This window comes from Acidovorax sp. Root219, from assembly GCF_001428665.1.
Taxonomy (GTDB): Bacteria; Pseudomonadota; Gammaproteobacteria; order Burkholderiales; family Burkholderiaceae_C; genus Acidovorax.
Genome location: NZ_LMIJ01000011.1, coordinates 752742 through 770728 on the forward strand (window position 1 = coordinate 752742; position 17987 = coordinate 770728).

The 17987-nt window shown below is 69.0% G+C and carries 12 protein-coding genes; 9 read left to right on the forward strand and 3 right to left on the reverse strand.

Features of this window, described 5'->3' with window-relative positions; all coding sequences use genetic code 11:
* Positions 1-42: 42 nt before the first annotated feature.
* From ASE28_RS14175 to ASE28_RS14190, 4 genes are read left to right on the forward strand one after another with little or no spacing between them, the layout of a single operon-like run.
* Positions 43-4185 (forward strand): YhdP family protein, encoded by a 4143-nt coding sequence (locus tag ASE28_RS14175; RefSeq protein ID WP_057267085.1) that lies wholly within the window; start codon positions 43-45, stop codon positions 4183-4185.
* Complete coding sequence (locus tag ASE28_RS14180) at positions 4182-4997, forward strand: carbon-nitrogen hydrolase family protein (protein WP_057267086.1); 816 nt, start codon at positions 4182-4184, stop codon at positions 4995-4997. The genes ASE28_RS14175 and ASE28_RS14180 overlap by 4 nt, the downstream gene beginning before the upstream one ends.
* Entirely contained in the window at positions 4994-7033 is a 2040-nt protein-coding gene (locus ASE28_RS14185; protein ID WP_057200646.1) for a nitrogen regulation protein NR(II), read from the forward strand. The genes ASE28_RS14180 and ASE28_RS14185 overlap by 4 nt, the downstream gene beginning before the upstream one ends.
* Positions 7033-7662, forward strand: coding sequence for a response regulator transcription factor (locus ASE28_RS14190; RefSeq protein WP_057200647.1), 630 nt, complete (start codon positions 7033-7035; stop codon positions 7660-7662). Before ASE28_RS14185 ends, ASE28_RS14190 begins: the two co-directional genes overlap by 1 nt.
* Before the next feature lie 9 nt (positions 7663-7671).
* On the opposite strand, the gene ASE28_RS32605 is transcribed toward ASE28_RS14190, so the two are convergent.
* The gene (locus ASE28_RS32605; RefSeq protein ID WP_164470713.1) at positions 7672-7824 is read right to left on the reverse strand and encodes a hypothetical protein; all 153 of its coding nucleotides are present in this window, start codon (positions 7822-7824) and stop codon (positions 7672-7674) included.
* On the opposite strand from ASE28_RS32605, the gene ASE28_RS14195 reads away from it, so the two are divergent.
* On the forward strand, positions 7757-8983 hold the full coding sequence (locus ASE28_RS14195; protein ID WP_164470714.1) for a murein transglycosylase A: 1227 nt from the start codon (positions 7757-7759) through the stop codon (positions 8981-8983). The two genes, ASE28_RS32605 and ASE28_RS14195, sit on opposite strands and share 68 nt — an antisense overlap.
* A 46-nt stretch (positions 8984-9029) precedes the next feature.
* Positions 9030-11039: a DUF2868 domain-containing protein gene (locus ASE28_RS14200; protein ID WP_057267090.1), complete on the forward strand. Its 2010-nt coding sequence runs from the start codon at positions 9030-9032 to the stop codon at positions 11037-11039.
* Between the two features lie 21 nt (positions 11040-11060).
* Here ASE28_RS14200 and ASE28_RS14205 read toward each other — a convergent pair whose 3' ends face one another.
* Together ASE28_RS14205 and ASE28_RS14210 are read right to left on the reverse strand one after the other, a co-directional pair.
* Positions 11061-12761 (reverse strand): MFS transporter, encoded by a 1701-nt coding sequence (locus tag ASE28_RS14205; protein WP_057267092.1) that lies wholly within the window; start codon positions 12759-12761, stop codon positions 11061-11063.
* 106 nt (positions 12762-12867) lie between these two features.
* The gene (locus ASE28_RS14210; RefSeq protein ID WP_057267094.1) at positions 12868-13353 is read right to left on the reverse strand and encodes an Lrp/AsnC family transcriptional regulator; all 486 of its coding nucleotides are present in this window, start codon (positions 13351-13353) and stop codon (positions 12868-12870) included.
* A gap of 188 nt (positions 13354-13541) precedes the next feature.
* On the opposite strand from ASE28_RS14210, the gene ASE28_RS32040 reads away from it, so the two are divergent.
* The 3 genes from ASE28_RS32040 (at position 13542) to yajC (ending at position 17915) form a co-directional block, all read left to right on the forward strand.
* A complete protein-coding gene (locus ASE28_RS32040; protein ID WP_157421970.1) occupies positions 13542-13706 on the forward strand; it encodes a hypothetical protein in 165 nt (54 codons plus the stop codon).
* A complete protein-coding gene (locus tag ASE28_RS14215; RefSeq protein ID WP_057267095.1) occupies positions 13703-17278 on the forward strand; it encodes an indolepyruvate ferredoxin oxidoreductase family protein in 3576 nt (1191 codons plus the stop codon). Before ASE28_RS32040 ends, ASE28_RS14215 begins: the two co-directional genes overlap by 4 nt.
* A 301-nt stretch (positions 17279-17579) precedes the next feature.
* The gene (gene yajC / locus ASE28_RS14220; protein ID WP_057200655.1) at positions 17580-17915 is read left to right on the forward strand and encodes a preprotein translocase subunit YajC; all 336 of its coding nucleotides are present in this window, start codon (positions 17580-17582) and stop codon (positions 17913-17915) included.
* The last annotated feature ends 72 nt before the right edge of the window (positions 17916-17987 follow it).

Below are 17987 nucleotides of genomic sequence, written 5' to 3' on the forward strand. Positions count from 1 at the left end.
AGGAAACCGCGGGTCATAATTCCTGCCACATTCAATCCCACCATGATCGATCCCACCCCGCACCCCTCACGCCTGCTCAAGACAGTGGCAGGCTTTGCGCGGTGGTCACTGGGGTTGCTGCTGGCCTTCTGGCTGCTGCTGACCATCGCCTGGGGGGCCCTTCATGGCTGGATTGTGCCGCGAATCGGCGAGTTCCGCCCGCAGCTGGAAGCGCATGCCGCACGGGCGCTAGGGGTTCCCGTGCGCATCGGGGCCATCAGCGCCCGCTCGGAGGGGCTGATCCCTTCCGTGGAGCTGGTGAATGTGGCGCTGCTGGACAGCGCCGGCCGCGAGGCACTGCGCCTGCCGCGCGTGGTCGTGGCCCTGTCGCCGCGCTCGCTGCTGAACTTCGGCTTCGAGCAGCTCTATATAGAGAAGCCGGACCTGGACATCCGCCGCGCCAGCGACGGCCGCATCACCGTGGCGGGCCTGGCCATGAAGGACAGCGGCAGCGACAGCAGCAGCGCGGCCGACTGGTTCTTCTCGCAGGGCGAGGTGCTCATCAAGGGCGGCACCCTGCGCTGGACCGACGAGATGCGCAACGCACCGCAGCTGGCGCTCACCGATGTGGATCTGCTGGTGCGCAACGGCAACTGGAGCCACCGCATGCGCGTGGACGCCACGCCGCCGCCCGACTGGGGCGACCGCTTCACCCTGGTCGGCCTGTTCCGCGCGCCGCTGCTGCGCGCGCGCGACGGCAACTGGCAGCACTGGAACGGCCAGGTCTACGCCGACTTCGCGCGGGTGGACGTATCCCGGCTGCGCCACCATGCGGACCTGGGGGTGGATGTGGCCCAGGGCCGTGGTGCCCTCCGGGCCTGGGCGGACGTGAGGAGCGGCCAGATCGTGGGCGGCACGGCCGACCTGGCACTGGCGGACGTGAACGCCACCCTGGGCCCGGGGCTGGAGCCCCTGGTGCTGCCCTCCGTCGCCGGGCGCCTGGGCGGGCGCCAGCTCAAGGGCGGCTTCGAGTTTTCCACGCAGGGCCTGCAGTTCACCACCGACGACGGCCTGCGCTGGCCCGGGGGCAACGTGAAGCTGGTGTACACCGATGCCACAGCCAAAGTACCCGCGCAGGGCGATTTTCGTGCCGACCGGCTGGAGCTGGCGGCCCTGGCGCAGATCGCCAGCCGCCTGCCCCTGGGCAGCACGGCGCACGATGCCGTGCGCCAGTACGCACCCAAGGGCCTGGTGCACGAGATCCAGGCGAACTGGAAGGGGCCGCTCGATGCGCTGCAGCAGTACCAGCTGCGCGGCCGCATCCAGGGCCTGGCGCTGGCGGGGGAACTGAGCAACGGGGCCGCCCAGAGCCTGGGGCTGCGCGGTGCCACGGTAGACCTGGACATGACGCAGGGCGGCGGCAAGGCCCAGCTCGCCATCGAATCCGGTGCCCTATTGCTGCCCGGTGTGTTCGAAGACCCCCTGCTGCCGCTGGACCGCCTGAGCGCCGAGGTGCGCTGGCAGCTGGAGGGCGAGCGCATCGCGGTGCAGGTCAATGACGTGAAGTTCGCCAATGCCGATGCCCAGGGCGAGGCGCGGGCCACCTGGCATACCGCCGATGCGACGAAGCCACCGCACCGCTCGCGATTTCCGGGCGTGCTGGACCTGTCGGGCAAGCTCACGCGCGCCGACGGCACGCGCGTGCACCGTTACCTGCCGCTGTCCATCCCCGAGGATGCCCGCCACTACGTGCGCGACGGCGTGGTGGCCGGTACGGCCAGCGGGGTCGACTTCAAGGTCAAGGGCGACCTGCACGACCTGCCCTTCAACGACCCGCGCCTGGGCGAATTCCGCATTGCCGCGCGCGTCAAGGACGTGACCTATGCCTTCGTGCCACCCCAATTGCACCCGAACGATCCGCTGCGCTGGCCGGCGCTCACGCAACTGCAGGGCGAGCTGATCTTCGAGCGCTCGTCCATGCAGGTGCGTGGCGCCAGTGGCAGCTTTGCGGGCACGTCCGGCGTGCGCGTGTCGCGGGTGGAGGCCTCCATCCCCGATCTTTCGCACACCGTGGTCGGCGTCAATGCCGACGCGCGCGGACCGCTGTCCGAACTGCTCAGCGTGGTGAACACCTCGCCGCTTTCGCGCCTGACGGGCAATGCCCTGGCACAGGCCAGCGGCACCGGCCAGGCCGACCTCCAGCTCAAGCTGACCCTGCCCATCAGCAACATCGACAAATCCCGGGTGCAGGGCGGTATTACCCTGGCCGGCAACGACGTGCGCATCACCCCCGACACGCCGATGCTCGGCCGTGCGCGGGGCGCGGTGCAGTTCAGCGAGACGGGTTTTTCGCTGGTCGGCGTGCAGGCCCGGGCGCTGGGCGGCGATGTGCGGCTGGAAGGGGGCATGCGCGCCCTGGCCGCCAATGCCCCGGCCACGGAGGCCGCCATCCAGCTGCGTGCGCAAGGCACGGCCACGGCCGAGGGGCTGCAGCAGGCGCCGCAGATGGGGCTGCTGTCGCAACTGGCCAGCCAGGCCACGGGCAGCGCGCCCTACACACTGGCACTGGCCTTTCGCCGTGGGGTGCCTGAGGTGCAGGTGACGACCAGCCTGCAGGGGATGGCGCTGGCGTTGCCGGCGCCGCTGGGCAAGACGGCCGAGACCACCCTGCCGCTGCGCTACGACAACTCGCTGGCGCGCGAATCGCTGACCGGCACGGTGACCGCCGCGGGCACGCCACCCCCCCTGCGCGACCAGATCACGCTGGACCTGGGGGCCCTGGGCTCGGCCACCTACCACCGAGACGTCAGCGGCGCCCAGCCGCGCGTGCTGCGCGGGGCCATCGGCGTGGGGCTGGCGCCCGGAGAGTCGGCGCCCATGCCCCCAGAAGGGGTGGCGGCCAATATCCAGCTGGCCAAACTGGACATCGACGCCTGGGAGGACCTGCTCAGCCCGCCGCGCCCGGCAGGCAGTGCAGCGCGCACCCCAGGCACGCCCTCCACCTTGACCAGCACCACTCTGGACTACCTGCCCACCACCGTGGCGCTGCGCGCCAAGGAGCTGTCGGCGCAAGGGCGCACCTTGCACAACGTGGTGGCAGGCGGGCAGCGCGATGGCCCGGTCTGGAAGGGCAACATCGACGCCAGCGAACTCAGCGGCTTCGTGGAGTTCCGCGAGGGCGGGGGCGGCGACTCGGGCAACGGGCGGCTGTTTGCGCGCCTGTCGCGGCTGAACATGCCGCAGAGCGACGCCAAACAGGTCGAGGCACTGCTGGAAGAACAGCCCGGGTCGCTGCCCGCCCTGGACATCGTGGTCGACGATTTCGAGCTGCGTGGCCGCCGGCTGGGCCGGGTGGAGATCGAGGCGCAGAACCGGGGCAGCGACACCACGCCGCGCGAGTGGCGCCTGTCCAAGTTCAACATCACCTCGCCCGAAGGCAGCCTGACGGCCAGCGGCAACTGGGCCCTGCTCAACCAGGCGCGGATGGCGGGGAGCGGGGCCGGCGAGCGGCGCACGGTGCTCAATTTCCGGCTCGACATCCGCGATTCGGGCGACCTGCTGGCGCGTTTTGCCATGCCGGGCGTGCTGCGGCGCGGCAAGGGCCGCATGGAAGGCCAGGTGGCTTGGGTAGGCGCACCCTTCAGCCCCGACTACCGCTCGATGACGGGTCTGGTCAACGTGAACATCGAGGCCGGCCAGTTCCTCAAGGCCGATCCGGGCCTGGCCAAGCTGCTCAGCGTGCTCAGCCTGCAGTCGCTGCCGCGGCGCCTGACGCTCGACTTCCGCGATGTCTTCAGCGAAGGCTTTGCCTTCGACTTCGTGCGCGGCGACCTGCGCATCGAGCAGGGCGTGGCCACCACCAACAACCTGCAGATGAAGGGCGTGAACGCCGCCGTGCTGATGGAGGGCAGTGCCGACATCGACCGCGAAACGCAGGACCTGCGCGTGGTGGTGGTGCCCGAGATCAATGCCATGACGGCCTCGCTGGTGGCGACCGCCATCAACCCGGTGATCGGCCTGGGCAGCTTCCTGGCCCAGGTGTTCCTGCGCGGCCCGCTCATCGAGGCGGCGACCCAGGAGTTCCGCATCGATGGCTCCTGGTCCGACCCGCGCGTGGTGCGCGTGCCCCGGCGCACCCGCGTTTCGGGCGCTGCGGCGGACACCGGACCGCCACCCCCTGCCCCCCGAACCGGAGAACCCTCATGAAAGTCGCCGCCCTGCAGATGGTTTCCGGCACCCACCTCGACGACAACCTGGCTGCGGCGCGGGCCCTGCTGGAGCAGGCGGCGCGGGGCGGCGCCGAGCTGGCCGTGCTGCCCGAATACTTCTGCATCATGGGCCGGAAGGACACGGACAAGCTGGCGCTGCAGGAGTCGCCTGGCGAAGGACCGATCCAGGACTTTCTCGCACGGGCTGCGCGCGAGCTCGGCCTGTGGGTGGTGGGTGGAACCCTGCCGCTGCGCGGCAACGACCCCGTGCGCGTGCGCAACACCACGCTGGCCTTCAACCCCGAGGGTGCCTGCGTTGCGCGCTACGACAAGATCCACCTGTTCCACTTCGACAATGGCCACGATCAGTTCTTTGAGAGCCGGGTGATCGAGCCTGGGGACGAGGTGGTGCAGTTCGAGCTGCGCTCGCGCGAGGGCGAGCTCTGGCACGTGGGCCTGAGCGTCTGCTACGACCTGCGTTTTCCCGAGCTCTACCGCGCCCATGCCCGTGCCGGGGCCGACCTGCTGCTGGTGCCCAGCGCCTTCACCCACACCACGGGCAAGGCGCACTGGGAGGTGCTGCTGCGTGCCCGCGCCATCGAGAACCTGGCCTACGTGCTGGCACCGGCCCAGGGCGGCGTGCACGAAAACGGCCGGCGCACCTGGGGCCACAGCATGCTGGTCGACCCCTGGGGTGAGGTCGCAGCGCTGCACGCAGAAGGCGCCGGCATCGCCCTGGGCACGCTGGCCAGGGCGCGCCTGCGCGAGGTGCGCAGCCAGCTGCCTGCCCTGGGCCATCGCGTGCTGTGAGCAAGCCGCGCCGAACCCTGTGGCAGCGCTGGCGTGGTGCCTGGCGGCGCTGGTCGCTGTGGACGCTGCTGGTGGCCCTGGTGGTGGCCATGCTGGTCACCGTGGTCTGGCTGGCCGGGCGCTACGAAGCCAGCCAGGTGCAAAGCCGGCTCGAACGCGACACGTCAGACGCCGTCTCGGACGTGCGCGTGGCCCTCACGCGCAACCTGCAGAGCCTGCAGGCCCTGCATGCCGATGACCCGGGCATCCTGGCCTGGGAGGTGAATGCCTCCGAGCTGCTGCGCGGCCACCGCGAACTGGTGCGCCTGGAGTGGCGCGACACCGGCATGCGGCTGCGCTCGCAGGTGCAGACACCGTACCGCCCCGTGTACTGGGACCGGGGCACGCGCGAGAGCGCCCACTCCGATGCCTCGCTGGCTTGTGCCAATGCGCGCCGGCTGAGCGGGCCGGCGTATTCCAGCAGCTACTTCCAGCCGCATGGCGACGGCCTGGGCTCGGAGATGATGGAGCTGTGCCTGCCCATCACGTCGGGCGGGCGCAGCACCGGCTTCCTGGTGGCCACCTATGCGCTCAACGCCATGCTCGAAGACCTGGTGGGGCACAGCCTCACGCGCAGCCAGGAGGCTTCCTTCACCGAGGCCGACGGCACGCGCCTGGCGGTGCTGGGCGCGGCGCGGCGCGGCTCGCGCATGTTCACGGCCACGCACCTGCTGGACCTGCCCGGCGCCACCCTGGTGCTGCGCATGGACACCTGGCACAGCGCCCCGAGCCTGTTCCCCAACGTGCTCACGGCGCTGGTCACGGCCATGTCCATCGCGCTGGTCACGGTGATGGTGGTGCTGGTGCGCGACAACCGCCGGCGCCTGCGCGCCGAGCGCGACCTGGGGGACGCGCTGGCGTTTCGCAAGGCCATGGAGGATTCGCTGGTCACGGGCCTGCGTGCGCGCGACCTGGAGGGCCGCATCACCTACGTCAACCCGGCGTTCTGCGACATGGTGGGCTTTGCGCCGCAGGAGCTGCTGGGCCTGAGCGTATCGGCCCCCTACTGGCCGCCCGAGCGCGTGGAGGAATACCAGCAGCGCCAGGCCATCCGCTTTGCCGGCTACATGCCGCCGCGCGAAGGCTTCGAGTCGGAGTTCATGCGCAAGGATGGCACGCGCTTTCCGGTGCTCATCATCGAGGCGCCGCTGATCAATGCCCAGGGGCTGCACACCGGCTGGATGAGCGCCTTTCTCGACATCAGCGAGCAGCGCCGCATCGAGGAACTCTCGCGCGCCTCGCAGGAGCGCCTGCAGGCCACGGCGCGCCTGGCCACCGTGGGCGAGATGGCTTCGCTGCTCAGCCACGAGCTGAACCAGCCGCTGGCGGCCATATCGAGCTACGCCACGGGCTCCATGAACCTGCTGCAGGCACCCGCTGGCGCGGGTGAGGTGCCGCCACCCGAAAGCCTGCAGGACGTGCGCATGGCCATGCAGCAGATTGCGCGCCAGGCCGAGCGTGCGGGCAAGGTGATCAAGAGCGTGCACGACTTCGTGCGCCGCCGCGACCAGGCGCGCGAGGCCGTCACGGCGCAGCAATTGCTCGACGCCATCATGCCGCTGGTGAGCCTGCAGGCGCGCAAGATCGGCGTGCGGGTCCACACCGTGATGGAGCCGGAGCTGCCCGCTGCGCTGTGCGACCGCACCATGGTCGAGCAGGTGCTGCTCAACCTGGCGCGCAACGCCATGCAGGCCATGGACGTGCCGGGCATCTCCAAGCGGGTGCTGGAGATCCGGGCGCGCCGCGCCGCATCGAACGCGCACCAGGCCTGGATCGAGTTCTCCGTGGCCGACCTGGGTGCCGGCATCGAACCCGACGTGGCCGAACGCCTGTTCACCCCCTTCTTCACCACGCGCGCCGAGGGCATGGGGCTGGGCCTGAGCCTGTGCCGCACCGTCATCGAGCAGCATGGCGGTTTTCTCGGTTTTGCCGCCAACGAACCGCGTGGTACGGTATTCACCTTCACGCTGCCCGTCTACCAACCTGCACCCTCCTGATGGAACCCGTCTCCAATGCCACCGTGTACATCGTCGACGACGATGCGGGCGTGCGCGAAGCGCTGGCCTGGCTGCTGCGCTCGCGCCGCCTGCCCAGCGAGTCCTTCGACAGCGCCGAAGCCTTCGATGCCGCGCTGCAGTCGCGCCCGGCGCAGCGCCAGCCCTGCTGCCTGCTGCTGGACGTGCGCATGCCGGGCATGAGCGGCCTGGCGCTGTTCGACCTGCTGATCGTGCGCGGCGACCTGGCGACCATGCCGGTGATCTTTCTCACCGGCCATGCCGATGTGCCTACCGCCGTGGATGCGGTCAAGCGCGGCGCCTTCGACTTCTGCGAAAAGCCGTTTTCCGACAACGCGCTGGTGGACCGCATCGAGCAGGCGCTGGCGCAATCAGCCGCCCACCTGGCCGCGCTGCGCGAGCGCAGCGACCTGCAGGTGCGTCTGGCGGACCTGACCGAGCGCGAACGCGACGTGATGGACCTGGTGGTGGCGGGCCTGCCCAACAAGCTCATCGCGGACCAGCTCGACATCAGCGTGCGCACGGTGGAAGTGCACCGCGCGCGCGTGTTCGACAAGATGCAGGTGAAATCAGCCGTGGAGCTGGCCAACCTGCTGCGCCTGGGGCATTGATACCCGCGTTCAGTCCTTGGGTGTCGGCGCGCTGGCGTCCTTGCCTTCCTCAGGTTCCGGGGCCTTGAGTTCGCCGCTGCGGCGCCCCGAAAACATGGTCCACCAGACAATGGCCACCAGCACCACCAGCGCCAGCAGCGCTTCAAGCAAAATCAGACCCATGAAATTGACACTCCTGCGCCTTGTGATGACGGCGCTGATTGTAGGAACGCTGGCCGCCTGTGCCTCCCGGCCTGCCCCCACAAGCCCCTCTTCGCCTGGGGCCATCTTTCCCGCACCCGTGCCCGGCGCCGTGTTCGTTCCGGGAGACAACGGTCCCCTGCCGCCCGCCATGGCACAGCCCAAGAGCCGCTGGATCCCGGTGCGCTGGGCCGAGTTGCCGGGCTTTGCCAACGATGCGCTGCACGAGGCCTGGAACGCCTGGATCAAGAGCTGCGAGCGCCCTGCGCCGCAGTTCACGCTGCTGTGCGGCGAGGTGCGCCAGCTGAGCATCGCCACGCCCGAGGAGCAGCGCGCCTGGATGGTGGCGCGGCTGCAGCCCTACCGCGTGGAGTCGGTCGAGGGCAACCCCGAGGGCTTGCTCACCGCCTACTACGAGCCCATGATCGACGCCGCGCGCCAGCCCGGCAACGGCTTCACCGTACCGGTGTACCGCCTGCCGGCGGGGCATGGTGCGCGCAAGCCCTGGTACACGCGCCAGCAGATCGACACGCTGCCCGAGGCGCAAGCCGCGCTGCAGGGCCGTGCCATCGCCTGGCTGCGCGACCCGGTCGAATCGATGGTGCTGCACATCCAGGGCTCGGGCCGCCTGCGCGTGGCCGAGCCCGATGGCTCGGTGACCCTGGTGCGCGTGGCCTACGCCGGCACCAACGACCAGCCCTACCAGAGCGTGGGCCGCTGGCTGCTGGACCAGGGCGCCACGCGCGACGCCACCTGGCCCGGCATCCGCGCCTGGCTGGCGCAGAACCCGCAGCGCACCAACGAGCTGCTCTGGGCCAACCCGCGCTACGTGTTCTTCCGCGAAGAAACGCTCGACGGCATGGAGGCCGGCTTCGGTCCCAAGGGCGCGCAGGGCGTGGCGCTCACGCCGGGCCGCTCCATCGCGGTGGACCGCCAGAGCATTCCCTACGGCACGCCCGTGTGGCTGGCCTCCACGGGGCCGCAGGTGCAACTGAACCGGCTGGTGCTGGCGCAGGACACGGGCAGCGCCATCCTGGGTGCCGTGCGGGCCGACTACTTCACGGGCTGGGGGCAGGAGGCCGGCGACATCGCCGGCCGGCTCAAGCAGGGGCTGCGGCTGTGGGTGCTCTGGCCCAAATAGGCATCACCATGCCTTGCCCCGCTCCAACCAAGGGGGATAAAGCGGCATGCGCGTGACCGAGCAGCAACTGCGCACGGTGGTGCTGGCCCAGGCGATCGAACATGTCGATACCGAGCGCATGCTCATCGGCCAGGCCGAGATCGACGATGCCACACGCAGCGCCATCGCTGCGGCCCGCGAGCGCGGCGTGCAGCGCGTGGACGTGGGCGACATTGTGCTCGACCGGACTGCCGCCATCGTCGCGCGTGCCAGTGGCAGGGACGCCGCCATTGCGGCGCTGGAGCGGCCCAGTGTGCGCCTGCAGTGGTTGGCCCGCGCCCTGCCCCTGGCCGCCCTGCTGCTGGGGCTGGCCATCGACCGCATCGCCAACGCGCACCGCGTGGACCTGCTCTCGGCCCCGCTGCTGCTGGTGCTTGCCTGGAACCTGGCCCTGTATTGCTTGCTCGCCTACCGTGCCGCGCGTCCACCGACCGGTGGCGAGCGGGTGATGCGGGCGATGCCGGCGTTGTGCCACTGGGTATGCGCGCCCAGCGCACGCGCGGGGCGGCGGAGCCTGACGGCCCGCATCGCGGCGCAATTCCATCAGCGATGGTTCGCCCACACCGCAGGACTCTTCGCGCAGCGCACTTCAGGCGTGTTGCACCTGTGTGCGGCGGCCTGGGCAGCGGGGATCGCGTCCTCGCTGCTGCTGCGGGGTCTGGTCGTTCGCTACCAGTTCGGCTGGGAAAGCACCTTCCTCGATGCCGGGCATGTGCACGCCATCGTCACGGTGCTTTTCTGGCCGCTCACCGCCTTGGTCGGCCTAGCCCCGTTCTCGCTGCAGGACATCGCCGCCACCCAGGACTTTGCGGGCGAAGGCGTCGCAGGCAGCCGCTGGGTGTGGATGTACGTGGGCTTGCTGGCCCTCGTCGTGGTGCTGCCTCGGCTGGCCCTGGTGGCCTGGGCGCGCTGGCAACAGGCCCGGCTGACCCGGTCATTGCGCATCGACCCGCAGGACAGTGCCTTCGACACGGTGCGCCAGGGGATGCCGAGCGACATCCTTGTCGGGCTGCAGTCCTCGGACGCCGCGCAAGCCACCGCCCTGCACGGCATTGTGGCCTGGCACGCGCAGCAGGGGGTGGTGCACAGTGCGCAGGGTGATCGCCTTCGCTTCGTTGACGCCGCCGGAACCGCCGACAGCCAGCCGGTCGATGCGGTACTGGCCTGGGGCAGCGTGCCGGGTGGCGCACCTGTTCCCCCTGCCTGGCAGGCAGCGCCCTTGCTGGAACTGCGCTGGCAGGAGTTCGCCGAGAGCTGGGTGCTGGAGCCGGCGCTGTTCGACCGCCTGGGCGCCTTGCTGCCCCGGCACCAGCCGGCGCTGGGGAGGCTGCGCCAGGCCTGGGTGGCGCGCAATGAAGAGCGCTTTGAAACATCGCTGCAGGCCCTGGCGCAGCACCTGCGCGCTGTTGCCAGCCTCAGCGCGGGTGGGGGCGCGAATGACCATGCCGCGCGCTATGCGCAGCAGGTGCAGGCGCTTGATGCCGTGCTGTGGTCGCTCCATGGGCATGGTGCCGTGCCACAAGGGCCGGCGCCTTCTGGCCCCCATGGGGTGCCAGCGCGCAAGGCGGATGGAACGGCGATGGTCCTTGGCACATCCGCCGGCGCCGCCGCAGGCGCTGCGGCGGGTGCCAAGGTTGGAGCGCTGATCGACATAGGCTCTGGCGGCATGACGCTGGGGGCCGGCACGGCCCTGGGGGCGCTGCTCGGCGGCACCACCGCCTGGGTGTTGCGCAGTTTCCAGAAGAAGGGCGCGGCCGAGGAGGTGTTGCGGCATATTGCCGAAGCGGCCTGCACCCGCTACCTGGTCATCGCGCACCAGGCCCGCGTGCCGGTGCAGGAGTCTGCTCGGCTCGCAGAACGCTGGTGTGCCGAGGTGACGGCGACCGTGGCCGTGCACGGCACCGCCCTGGATGGGGCGCTCAAAGCCGGGCCTGCCCCGGCCGACCCCTTGCTGCCGCTGCTGCGCTCCATGCTGCTGGGGGTTCTGCGGCGCAGCTTTGCGCAGAGCGGGGCATAGCGCCGCAAGCAGACCGAGAGATCAGCGCTCCACCACAAAGCGCGAGACCACAGGTGGGGCGTCGCCCAGGTGGAAGGCCAGCTTGCGTTCACGCAGCGCCACGTCGGAGGCGGTGACGCGGTCGAAGCGGCGCAGGTGCTCGGTCCATGATTCGTCCTCGATCTGCTCCACGTAGCGCGCCGGGTCGGCGATGTCGTGCTGCAGCTGCCACGAGAGCGCGCCCTGGCGCAGGCGGCTGCGGCGGCTCTCCTGCATCAGCGCGCGGAAGTCGGTGGCGCGCGCCGGGTCGATGAAGTATTCGATGGTCACCACCACATGCCCGCGCTCGGGCGGGGTGGGCGCCACAGGGGCCTTGAAGGCCTGCGAGGGGCTCAGGTCCTCCTCGATGCTGCGGTCGGCCACCAGGCGCTGCACGACCACCATGGCAATGGTGCCCGTGACGGCGGCCAGCCCGAGGCTGGCGTGTACGCTGGTGACCGTGGCCACCTGGCCCCACACGGCAGCCCCCAGGGCGGTCGATCCCATGATGGCCATCTGGTAGATGGACATGCCGCGTGCCCGCACCCAGTTGGGCAGCGCCAGCTGGGCCGACACGCTGAGCGAGTTGGCCGTGGTGATCCAGGCCATGCCGCCCACGAGCATCGCGGGCACTGCCACGTAGACATTGGGGGCCACGGCCATCACGGCGGTGGCCGCCGCCTGCAGCAGGGTGCCGCGCAGCACCAGCACGTCACGCGGCATGGCCTGGCGTAGGCGCGGCAGGAACATGGCGGCCACGATGGCCCCCGCCCCCATGGATGCCAGAAGCAGCGTGAAGGTGCCCGCGCCGCCGCCCTCCAGTCCCTTGGCCAGCAGGGGCAGCATGGCCAGCAGGGCGGTGGCGTGCAGGAAGAAGATGGAGATGCGCCAGAGCACGGCGCGCATGCGCGGCGACTGGCGCACAAACTGCAGGCCCACGCGCATGGCACTGGGCAGCCGCTCGCGTCCCAGGGGGCTTGGCACGTGGTCGCGCTTCCAGCGCATGATCACCAGGCCCGAGCCCACCGACAGCACCGCGTTGAGCACGAAGACCCAGGCGCTGCCGGCGCTGGCGATGATGGCGCCGGCCACCAGCGGGCCGATGATGCGCGAGGCGTTCATGGCGATGCCATTGAGGGCCAGGGCCGCAGGCAGGTGGGCGCGGCTGACCAGCTCGGGCACGATGGCGGAGAACACCGGCCAGCGCATGGCCAGCCCGATGCCGTTGGCAAAGGTCAGCCCCAGCAGCAGTGGCGCCGTCATGCCGCCGACCAGCACGGCCGCGCACAGCACCAGCGCCACGGCGGCCACCCAGAACTGCGTGGCCATGAAGTAGCGCCGCCGGTCCAGGATGTCGGCCAGCGCGCCGCTGGGCAGGCCCAGCAGGAACACCGGCAGGGTGGAGGCCGACTGCACCAGCGCCACCAGGATCGGTGAGGTGGTGAGCGAGGTCATGAGCCAGGCGGCCGCCACGTCGTTCATCCACATGCAGGTATTGGCCGCCACCCAGGTCAGCCAGAGCATGCGGAACACCGGCACCGAGAGTGGCGCCAGGGTGGACAGCGAGGCCCGCTGCTCGGCGGTCGGACCGGGCTGGGCGGCTGTGCTTTCCTCCGGTCCCTGCGCGGCGCTGGCCCTCTCACTGGTGGGGGAGGACTCGGGTGCGACGCTGCGCGTGCTTTCGTGGGACGGCAATGGTGGCATGCACCCCTATTGTGCGCGGGACGGCTGCCAAGTGCCAGCGGGTCGTCCGACAACCCAGGCCCGTGCTCGGGCATGGGCAGCTTTTGCTATTGAATGTATAGCGCGATCAGCTGCGAGGGCGAGCCAGGTGCGTGAGCGGCAGCGCCCCGCTGGCCTTGACTTCGCCCAGCGAAAAGCTGGTGTGCATGTCTTTCACATTCGGCAGGTTGAGCAGCACGTTGCGCGCGAACTGCGAAAAACTCTCCAGGTCGCGCGCCACGACCTGCAGCTCGAAGGTGCCGGTGCCGCTGATGTAGTGGCAGGCCACGACCTCGGGGATCTTGGCGATCGCGTCTTCCATCTCGCGCGTGAGGTTGCCCGTGCTGCGGTCGGCGTCCAGGCGCACGAAGGCCAGCACCCCGAGGCCGATCTTGTTGCGGTCGATCTCGGCGCGGTAGCCCTTGATGAAGCCTTCTTCCTCCAGCGCACGCACGCGGCGCCAGCATGGCGCGGCCGACAGGCCCACGCGCTGGGCCAGCTCGGCATTGGTCAGCCGGGCATCGGTCTGCAGCTCGTTGAGGATGGCGATGTCGAATTTGTCGAGAGTGTTCACAAAATGACCAATTTAAGAAAGATCCTTTCTCAGAATAGCCAAAATGCGGCACACAACGCAAAGACTTATCAGCGGAGCAGGCATACACTTATCTCACATTGGAGGCGCTGCACTAAACGTGCGGCGCGGCCGTGAACACCGCCTTCACAAGAGGCGTACCCCACAAAAAAGCCATTGGAGACATAGCCATGAACGCCCCACTGCCCGAGCACATCCGCAAGTCCCTCGAGACCGTCACGCTGGACGACAACCCGCATGGCGGGTTGAGCCGCAGGCACAAAGAGGCCGCGATCGGCAACGCCGAGCGCCGCGGATTTGGCGTCGAGCGCGCCTGCGAAGGAGGTGCACTGTGAACGCTCCATTGCCTGAACACATTCGCAAGGCCCTCGAGACCGTCACGCTCGACGACAAATACGCCTTAGATAGCGGGCGTGCTTTCATGAGCGGGGTGCAGGCGCTGGTTCGCCTGCCCATGCTGCAGCGCCAGCGCGATGCGATGCAGGGGCTCAACACGGCCGGCTTCATCAGCGGCTACCGCGGCTCGCCGCTCGGTACCTACGACCAGTCCCTGTGGGCCGCCAAGAAGCACCTGGCGGCGAACAACATCGTCTTCCAGCCCGGGGTAAACGAGGAGCTCGGCGCGACGGCCGTGTGGGGCACGCAGCAGCTGGACCTGTACCCGCAGAGCAAGAAGTTCGACGGCGTCTTTGGCATCTGGTACGGCAAGGGCCCGGGCGTGGACCGATGCTCGGACGTGTTCAAGCACGCCAACATGGCCGGCACGGCCAAGCATGGCGGGGTGATCGCCATTGCCGGCGACGACCACATCAGCAAGAGCAGCACGGCCGCGCACCAGAGCGATCACATCTTCAAGGCCTGCGGCACGCCGGTGTTCTTTCCGAGCAGCGTTCAGGAAATCCTGGACATGGGTCTGCACGCCTTTGCCATGAGCCGTTTTTCGGGCGTGTGGTCGGGCATGAAGACCATCCAGGAAGTGGTCGAATCGTCGAGCAGCATCTCGGTGGACCCGGATCGCGTGAAGATCGTGATGCCCGAGGACTTCGTGATGCCGCCCGGCGGCCTGCACATCCGCTGGCCCGACGCGCCGCTGGAGCAGGAGGCGCGCCTCATGGACTACAAGTGGTACGCAGCCCTGGCCTATGTGCGCGCCAACAAGCTCAACTACAACGTGATCCAGGGGCCCAACGACCGCTTCGGCATCATCGCCAGCGGCAAGGCCTACAACGACACGCGCCAGGCCCTGGTGGACCTGGGCCTCGATGACGACACCTGCCGCCAGCTCGGCATCCGCGTGCACAAGGTCAACGTGGTCTGGCCGCTCGAGGCCACCATCACGCGCGATTTTGCCCAGGGCCTGCAGGAGATCCTGGTGGTCGAGGAAAAGCGCCAGGTCATCGAATACCAGCTCAAGGAAGAGCTGTACAACTGGCGCTCGGACGTGCGCCCCCATGTGCTGGGCAAGTTCGACGAGCCCGAGGGCGATGCCACCGGCGGCGAATGGTCCATGCCCAACCCCAGCCAGAACTGGCTGCTGCGCGCCAAGGCCGACCTGACGCCCGCCATCATCGCCAAGGCGATCGCCAAGCGCCTCAAGAAGCTCGGTGTGTCGAGCGACATCATCGCGCGCATGGATTCGCGCATCGCCGTCATCGAGGCCAGCGAGCGCGCGATGGCCGAGCTCAAGGTGGACACGGGCGAGCGCGCCCCCTGGTTCTGCAGCGGCTGCCCGCACAACACCAGCACCCGCGTCCCCGAGGGCTCGCGCGCCGTGGCCGGCATTGGCTGCCACTACATGGCCAACTGGATGCCCGACCGCAACACCTCCACCTTCACGCAGATGGGTGGCGAGGGCGTCACCTGGGTGGGCCAGGCACCGTTCACCACCGACCAGCATGTGTTTGCCAACCTGGGCGACGGCACCTACTTCCACAGCGGGCTGCTGGCCATCCGCCAGAGCATCGCCGCAGGCACCACCATCACCTACAAGGTGCTCTACAACGACGCCGTGGCCATGACCGGCGGCCAGAAGGTGGGCGAGCGGCCCGAGGGCCATTCGGTGCTGCAGATCATGAACAGCCTGAAGTCCGAGGGCGTGGTCAAGCTCATCATCGTGACCGATGAACCGCAGAAGTACGACGGCGTGGCGCTGGCCGAAGGCGTGACGGTGCACCACCGCGACGAACTCGACACGCTGCAGCGCCAGTTCCGCGAGATCAAGGGCTGCACGGTCATCATCTACGACCAGACCTGCGCCACCGAAAAGCGCCGCCGCAGGAAGCGCGGCACCCTGGCGACGCCGGACAAGACCGTGGTCATCAACGACCTGGTGTGCGAGGGCTGCGGCGATTGCTCCACCAAGTCGAACTGCCTGAGCGTGGAGCCGGTGGAGACGGAATTCGGCCGCAAGCGCCGCATCAACCAGAGCACCTGCAACAAGGACTACTCCTGCGTGAACGGCTTCTGCCCGAGCTTCGTCACGGTGGAAGGCGGCAAGCTCAAGAAGCCCAAGAAGGAAAAGAAGGGCGACCTGGCCAGCCTGCCGGCCATCCCGGACCCGGTACTGCCGGTGGCCGAGACGGCCTGGGGCATCGTGGTCGGCGGCGTGGGCGGCACGGGCGTGATCACCATCGGCTCTTTGCTGGGCATGGCCGCGCACCTGGATGGCAAGGGCGTCATCACCCAGGACGCCGGTGGCCTGGCCCAGAAGGGCGGCGCCACCTGGAGCCACATCCAGATCGCCAACCGCCCCGAGGCCATCTACACCACCAAGGTCGATACCGCCAAGGCCGACCTGGTGATCGGCTGCGATTCCATCGTCGCCGCGCACAAGTACACCCTGGCCGTGATGCAGCCGGGCCGCACCTTCGTGGCCCTCAACACGCATGGCACGCCCACGGCGGCCTTCGTGACCAACCCGAACTGGCAGTTCCCCGGTGCCAACTGCGACAGCGCCATCGAGGCGGCCGTGGGGGCCGGTGGCGTGGGCAGCTTCGATGCCGAGCAGGTTGCCACCCAACTGCTGGGCGACAGCATCTACACCAACCCGCTGATGCTGGGCTACGCATGGCAGAAAGGCCGCGTGCCGCTGACGTTCGCTTCGCTGATGCGCGCCATGGAACTCAATGGCGTGCAGGTGGACAACAACAAGGCAGCGTTCGAATGGGGCCGCCGCTGCGCCCATGACCTCAAGGCCGTGCAGTCGCTGTTCCAGGCCGCGCAAGTGATCGAGTTCGTCAAGAAGCCTTCGCTGACCGAGATGCTGTCCAAGCGTGTGGACTTCCTCACGGGTTACCAGAACGCCGCCTACGCCTCCGAGTACACGGCCTTCGTGGAAAAGGTGCGGGCCGCCGAGGGCAAGCTGGGCGCCGGCACCCGCCTGTCGGAGGCGGTGGCCCGCTATCTGTTCAAGCTCATGGCCTACAAGGACGAGTACGAGGTGGCGCGCCTGCACACCGACAAGGCCTTCACGGACAAAATCGCGAACATGTTCGAAGGCGATTACAAGCTGGTGCACCACCTGGCACCGCCCATGACGGCCAAGAAGAACGACCGTGGCGAGTTGGTCAAGCAGCCATTCGGCCCGTGGATGCGCAGCGCCTTCGGCGTGCTGGCCAAGCTCAAGGGCCTGCGCGGCACCGCGTTCGACGTGTTTGGCCGCACCGAGGAGCGCCGCATGGAGCGCGCGCTGATCGTGGAGTACCGCGCCTCGATCGACGAGTTGCTGCAGGGCCTGACGGCCGACAACCTGGGGCTGGCCGTCGACATCGCGCGCATTCCCGAAGACATTCGCGGCTACGGCCATGTGAAGGAGCGCCACCTGGCCACGGCCCGCCCCAAGTGGGACGGCCTGATGGCCCAATGGCGCCAGGGCGGTGCCGTGCGGGCCGAGCGCAAGGCCGCTTGAAGTTGGGCGGCGTGGCCGCACCTTTCTCGCAGAGCCCGCGCTTGCGCGGGCTTTTTGCTATCAGGAGTGTAGCGTCACCTCCTTTGCTGGTTTGCCCTGGGCGGCATTGTGTAGCGGGGCGTGGCGGTGGCGCCCGGCAGGCCGGTGGCAGGCAACAAACACCCGCCGCCGGCTTGGGTCATACCCCTTGGGGGCGTGGCAAGGGCCCGCATACAATGTCCTGTTGCGCCCAGCGCGCGCCTTGGCGCTCGCTGCAGGCGGTTTTCAGTGTGTTTTGACCATCCGTTGTGGAGTTTCGTCCGTGTTTATTTCTTCTGCTTTTGCCCAGACTGCTCCCGCCGCCGCTGCGGGCGGTGGTGACATGATGTCCTCGCTCACCGGCATGCTGCCCCTGGTGCTCATGTTCGTGGTGCTGTACTTCGTCATGATCCGCCCCCAGATGAAGAAACAGAAGGAGCACCGCGCCATGATCGACGCCATTGCCAAGGGCGATGAAGTGGCGACGGCTGGCGGCATCGTGGGCAAGGTCACGCGCCTGTCCGAAGGTTTCCTGCACATCGAGATCGCCAGCGGCGTTGAAGTTCAGCTGCAGCGCAGCGCCGTGGTGCAGGTCCTGCCCAAGGGCTCGGTCAAGTAAGGCCTTCCAGCCCCCTGTATCCGGGGCGTTCCGGCCTGCAAGGGCGGCGCCCCCTGAAGCTTTCCAAGAGGC

What these genes read in the sequence shown, in the direction of transcription:
- ASE28_RS14175 (WP_057267085.1), top strand. Translation starts at nt 43, where the DNA reads ATGATCGATCCCACCCCGCACCCCTCACGCCTGCTCAAGACAGTGGCA.
- ASE28_RS14180 (WP_057267086.1), top strand. Translation starts at nt 4,182, where the DNA reads ATGAAAGTCGCCGCCCTGCAGATGGTTTCCGGCACCCACCTCGACGAC.
- ASE28_RS14190 (WP_057200647.1), top strand. Translation starts at nt 7,033, where the DNA reads ATGGAACCCGTCTCCAATGCCACCGTGTACATCGTCGACGACGATGCG.
- ASE28_RS14195 (WP_164470714.1), top strand. Translation starts at nt 7,757, where the DNA reads ATGGTCCACCAGACAATGGCCACCAGCACCACCAGCGCCAGCAGCGCT.
- ASE28_RS32605 (WP_164470713.1), bottom strand. Translation starts at nt 7,824, where the DNA reads ATGGGTCTGATTTTGCTTGAAGCGCTGCTGGCGCTGGTGGTGCTGGTG.
- ASE28_RS14200 (WP_057267090.1), top strand. Translation starts at nt 9,030, where the DNA reads ATGCGCGTGACCGAGCAGCAACTGCGCACGGTGGTGCTGGCCCAGGCG.
- ASE28_RS14205 (WP_057267092.1), bottom strand. Translation starts at nt 12,761, where the DNA reads ATGCCACCATTGCCGTCCCACGAAAGCACGCGCAGCGTCGCACCCGAG.
- ASE28_RS32040 (WP_157421970.1), top strand. Translation starts at nt 13,542, where the DNA reads ATGAACGCCCCACTGCCCGAGCACATCCGCAAGTCCCTCGAGACCGTC.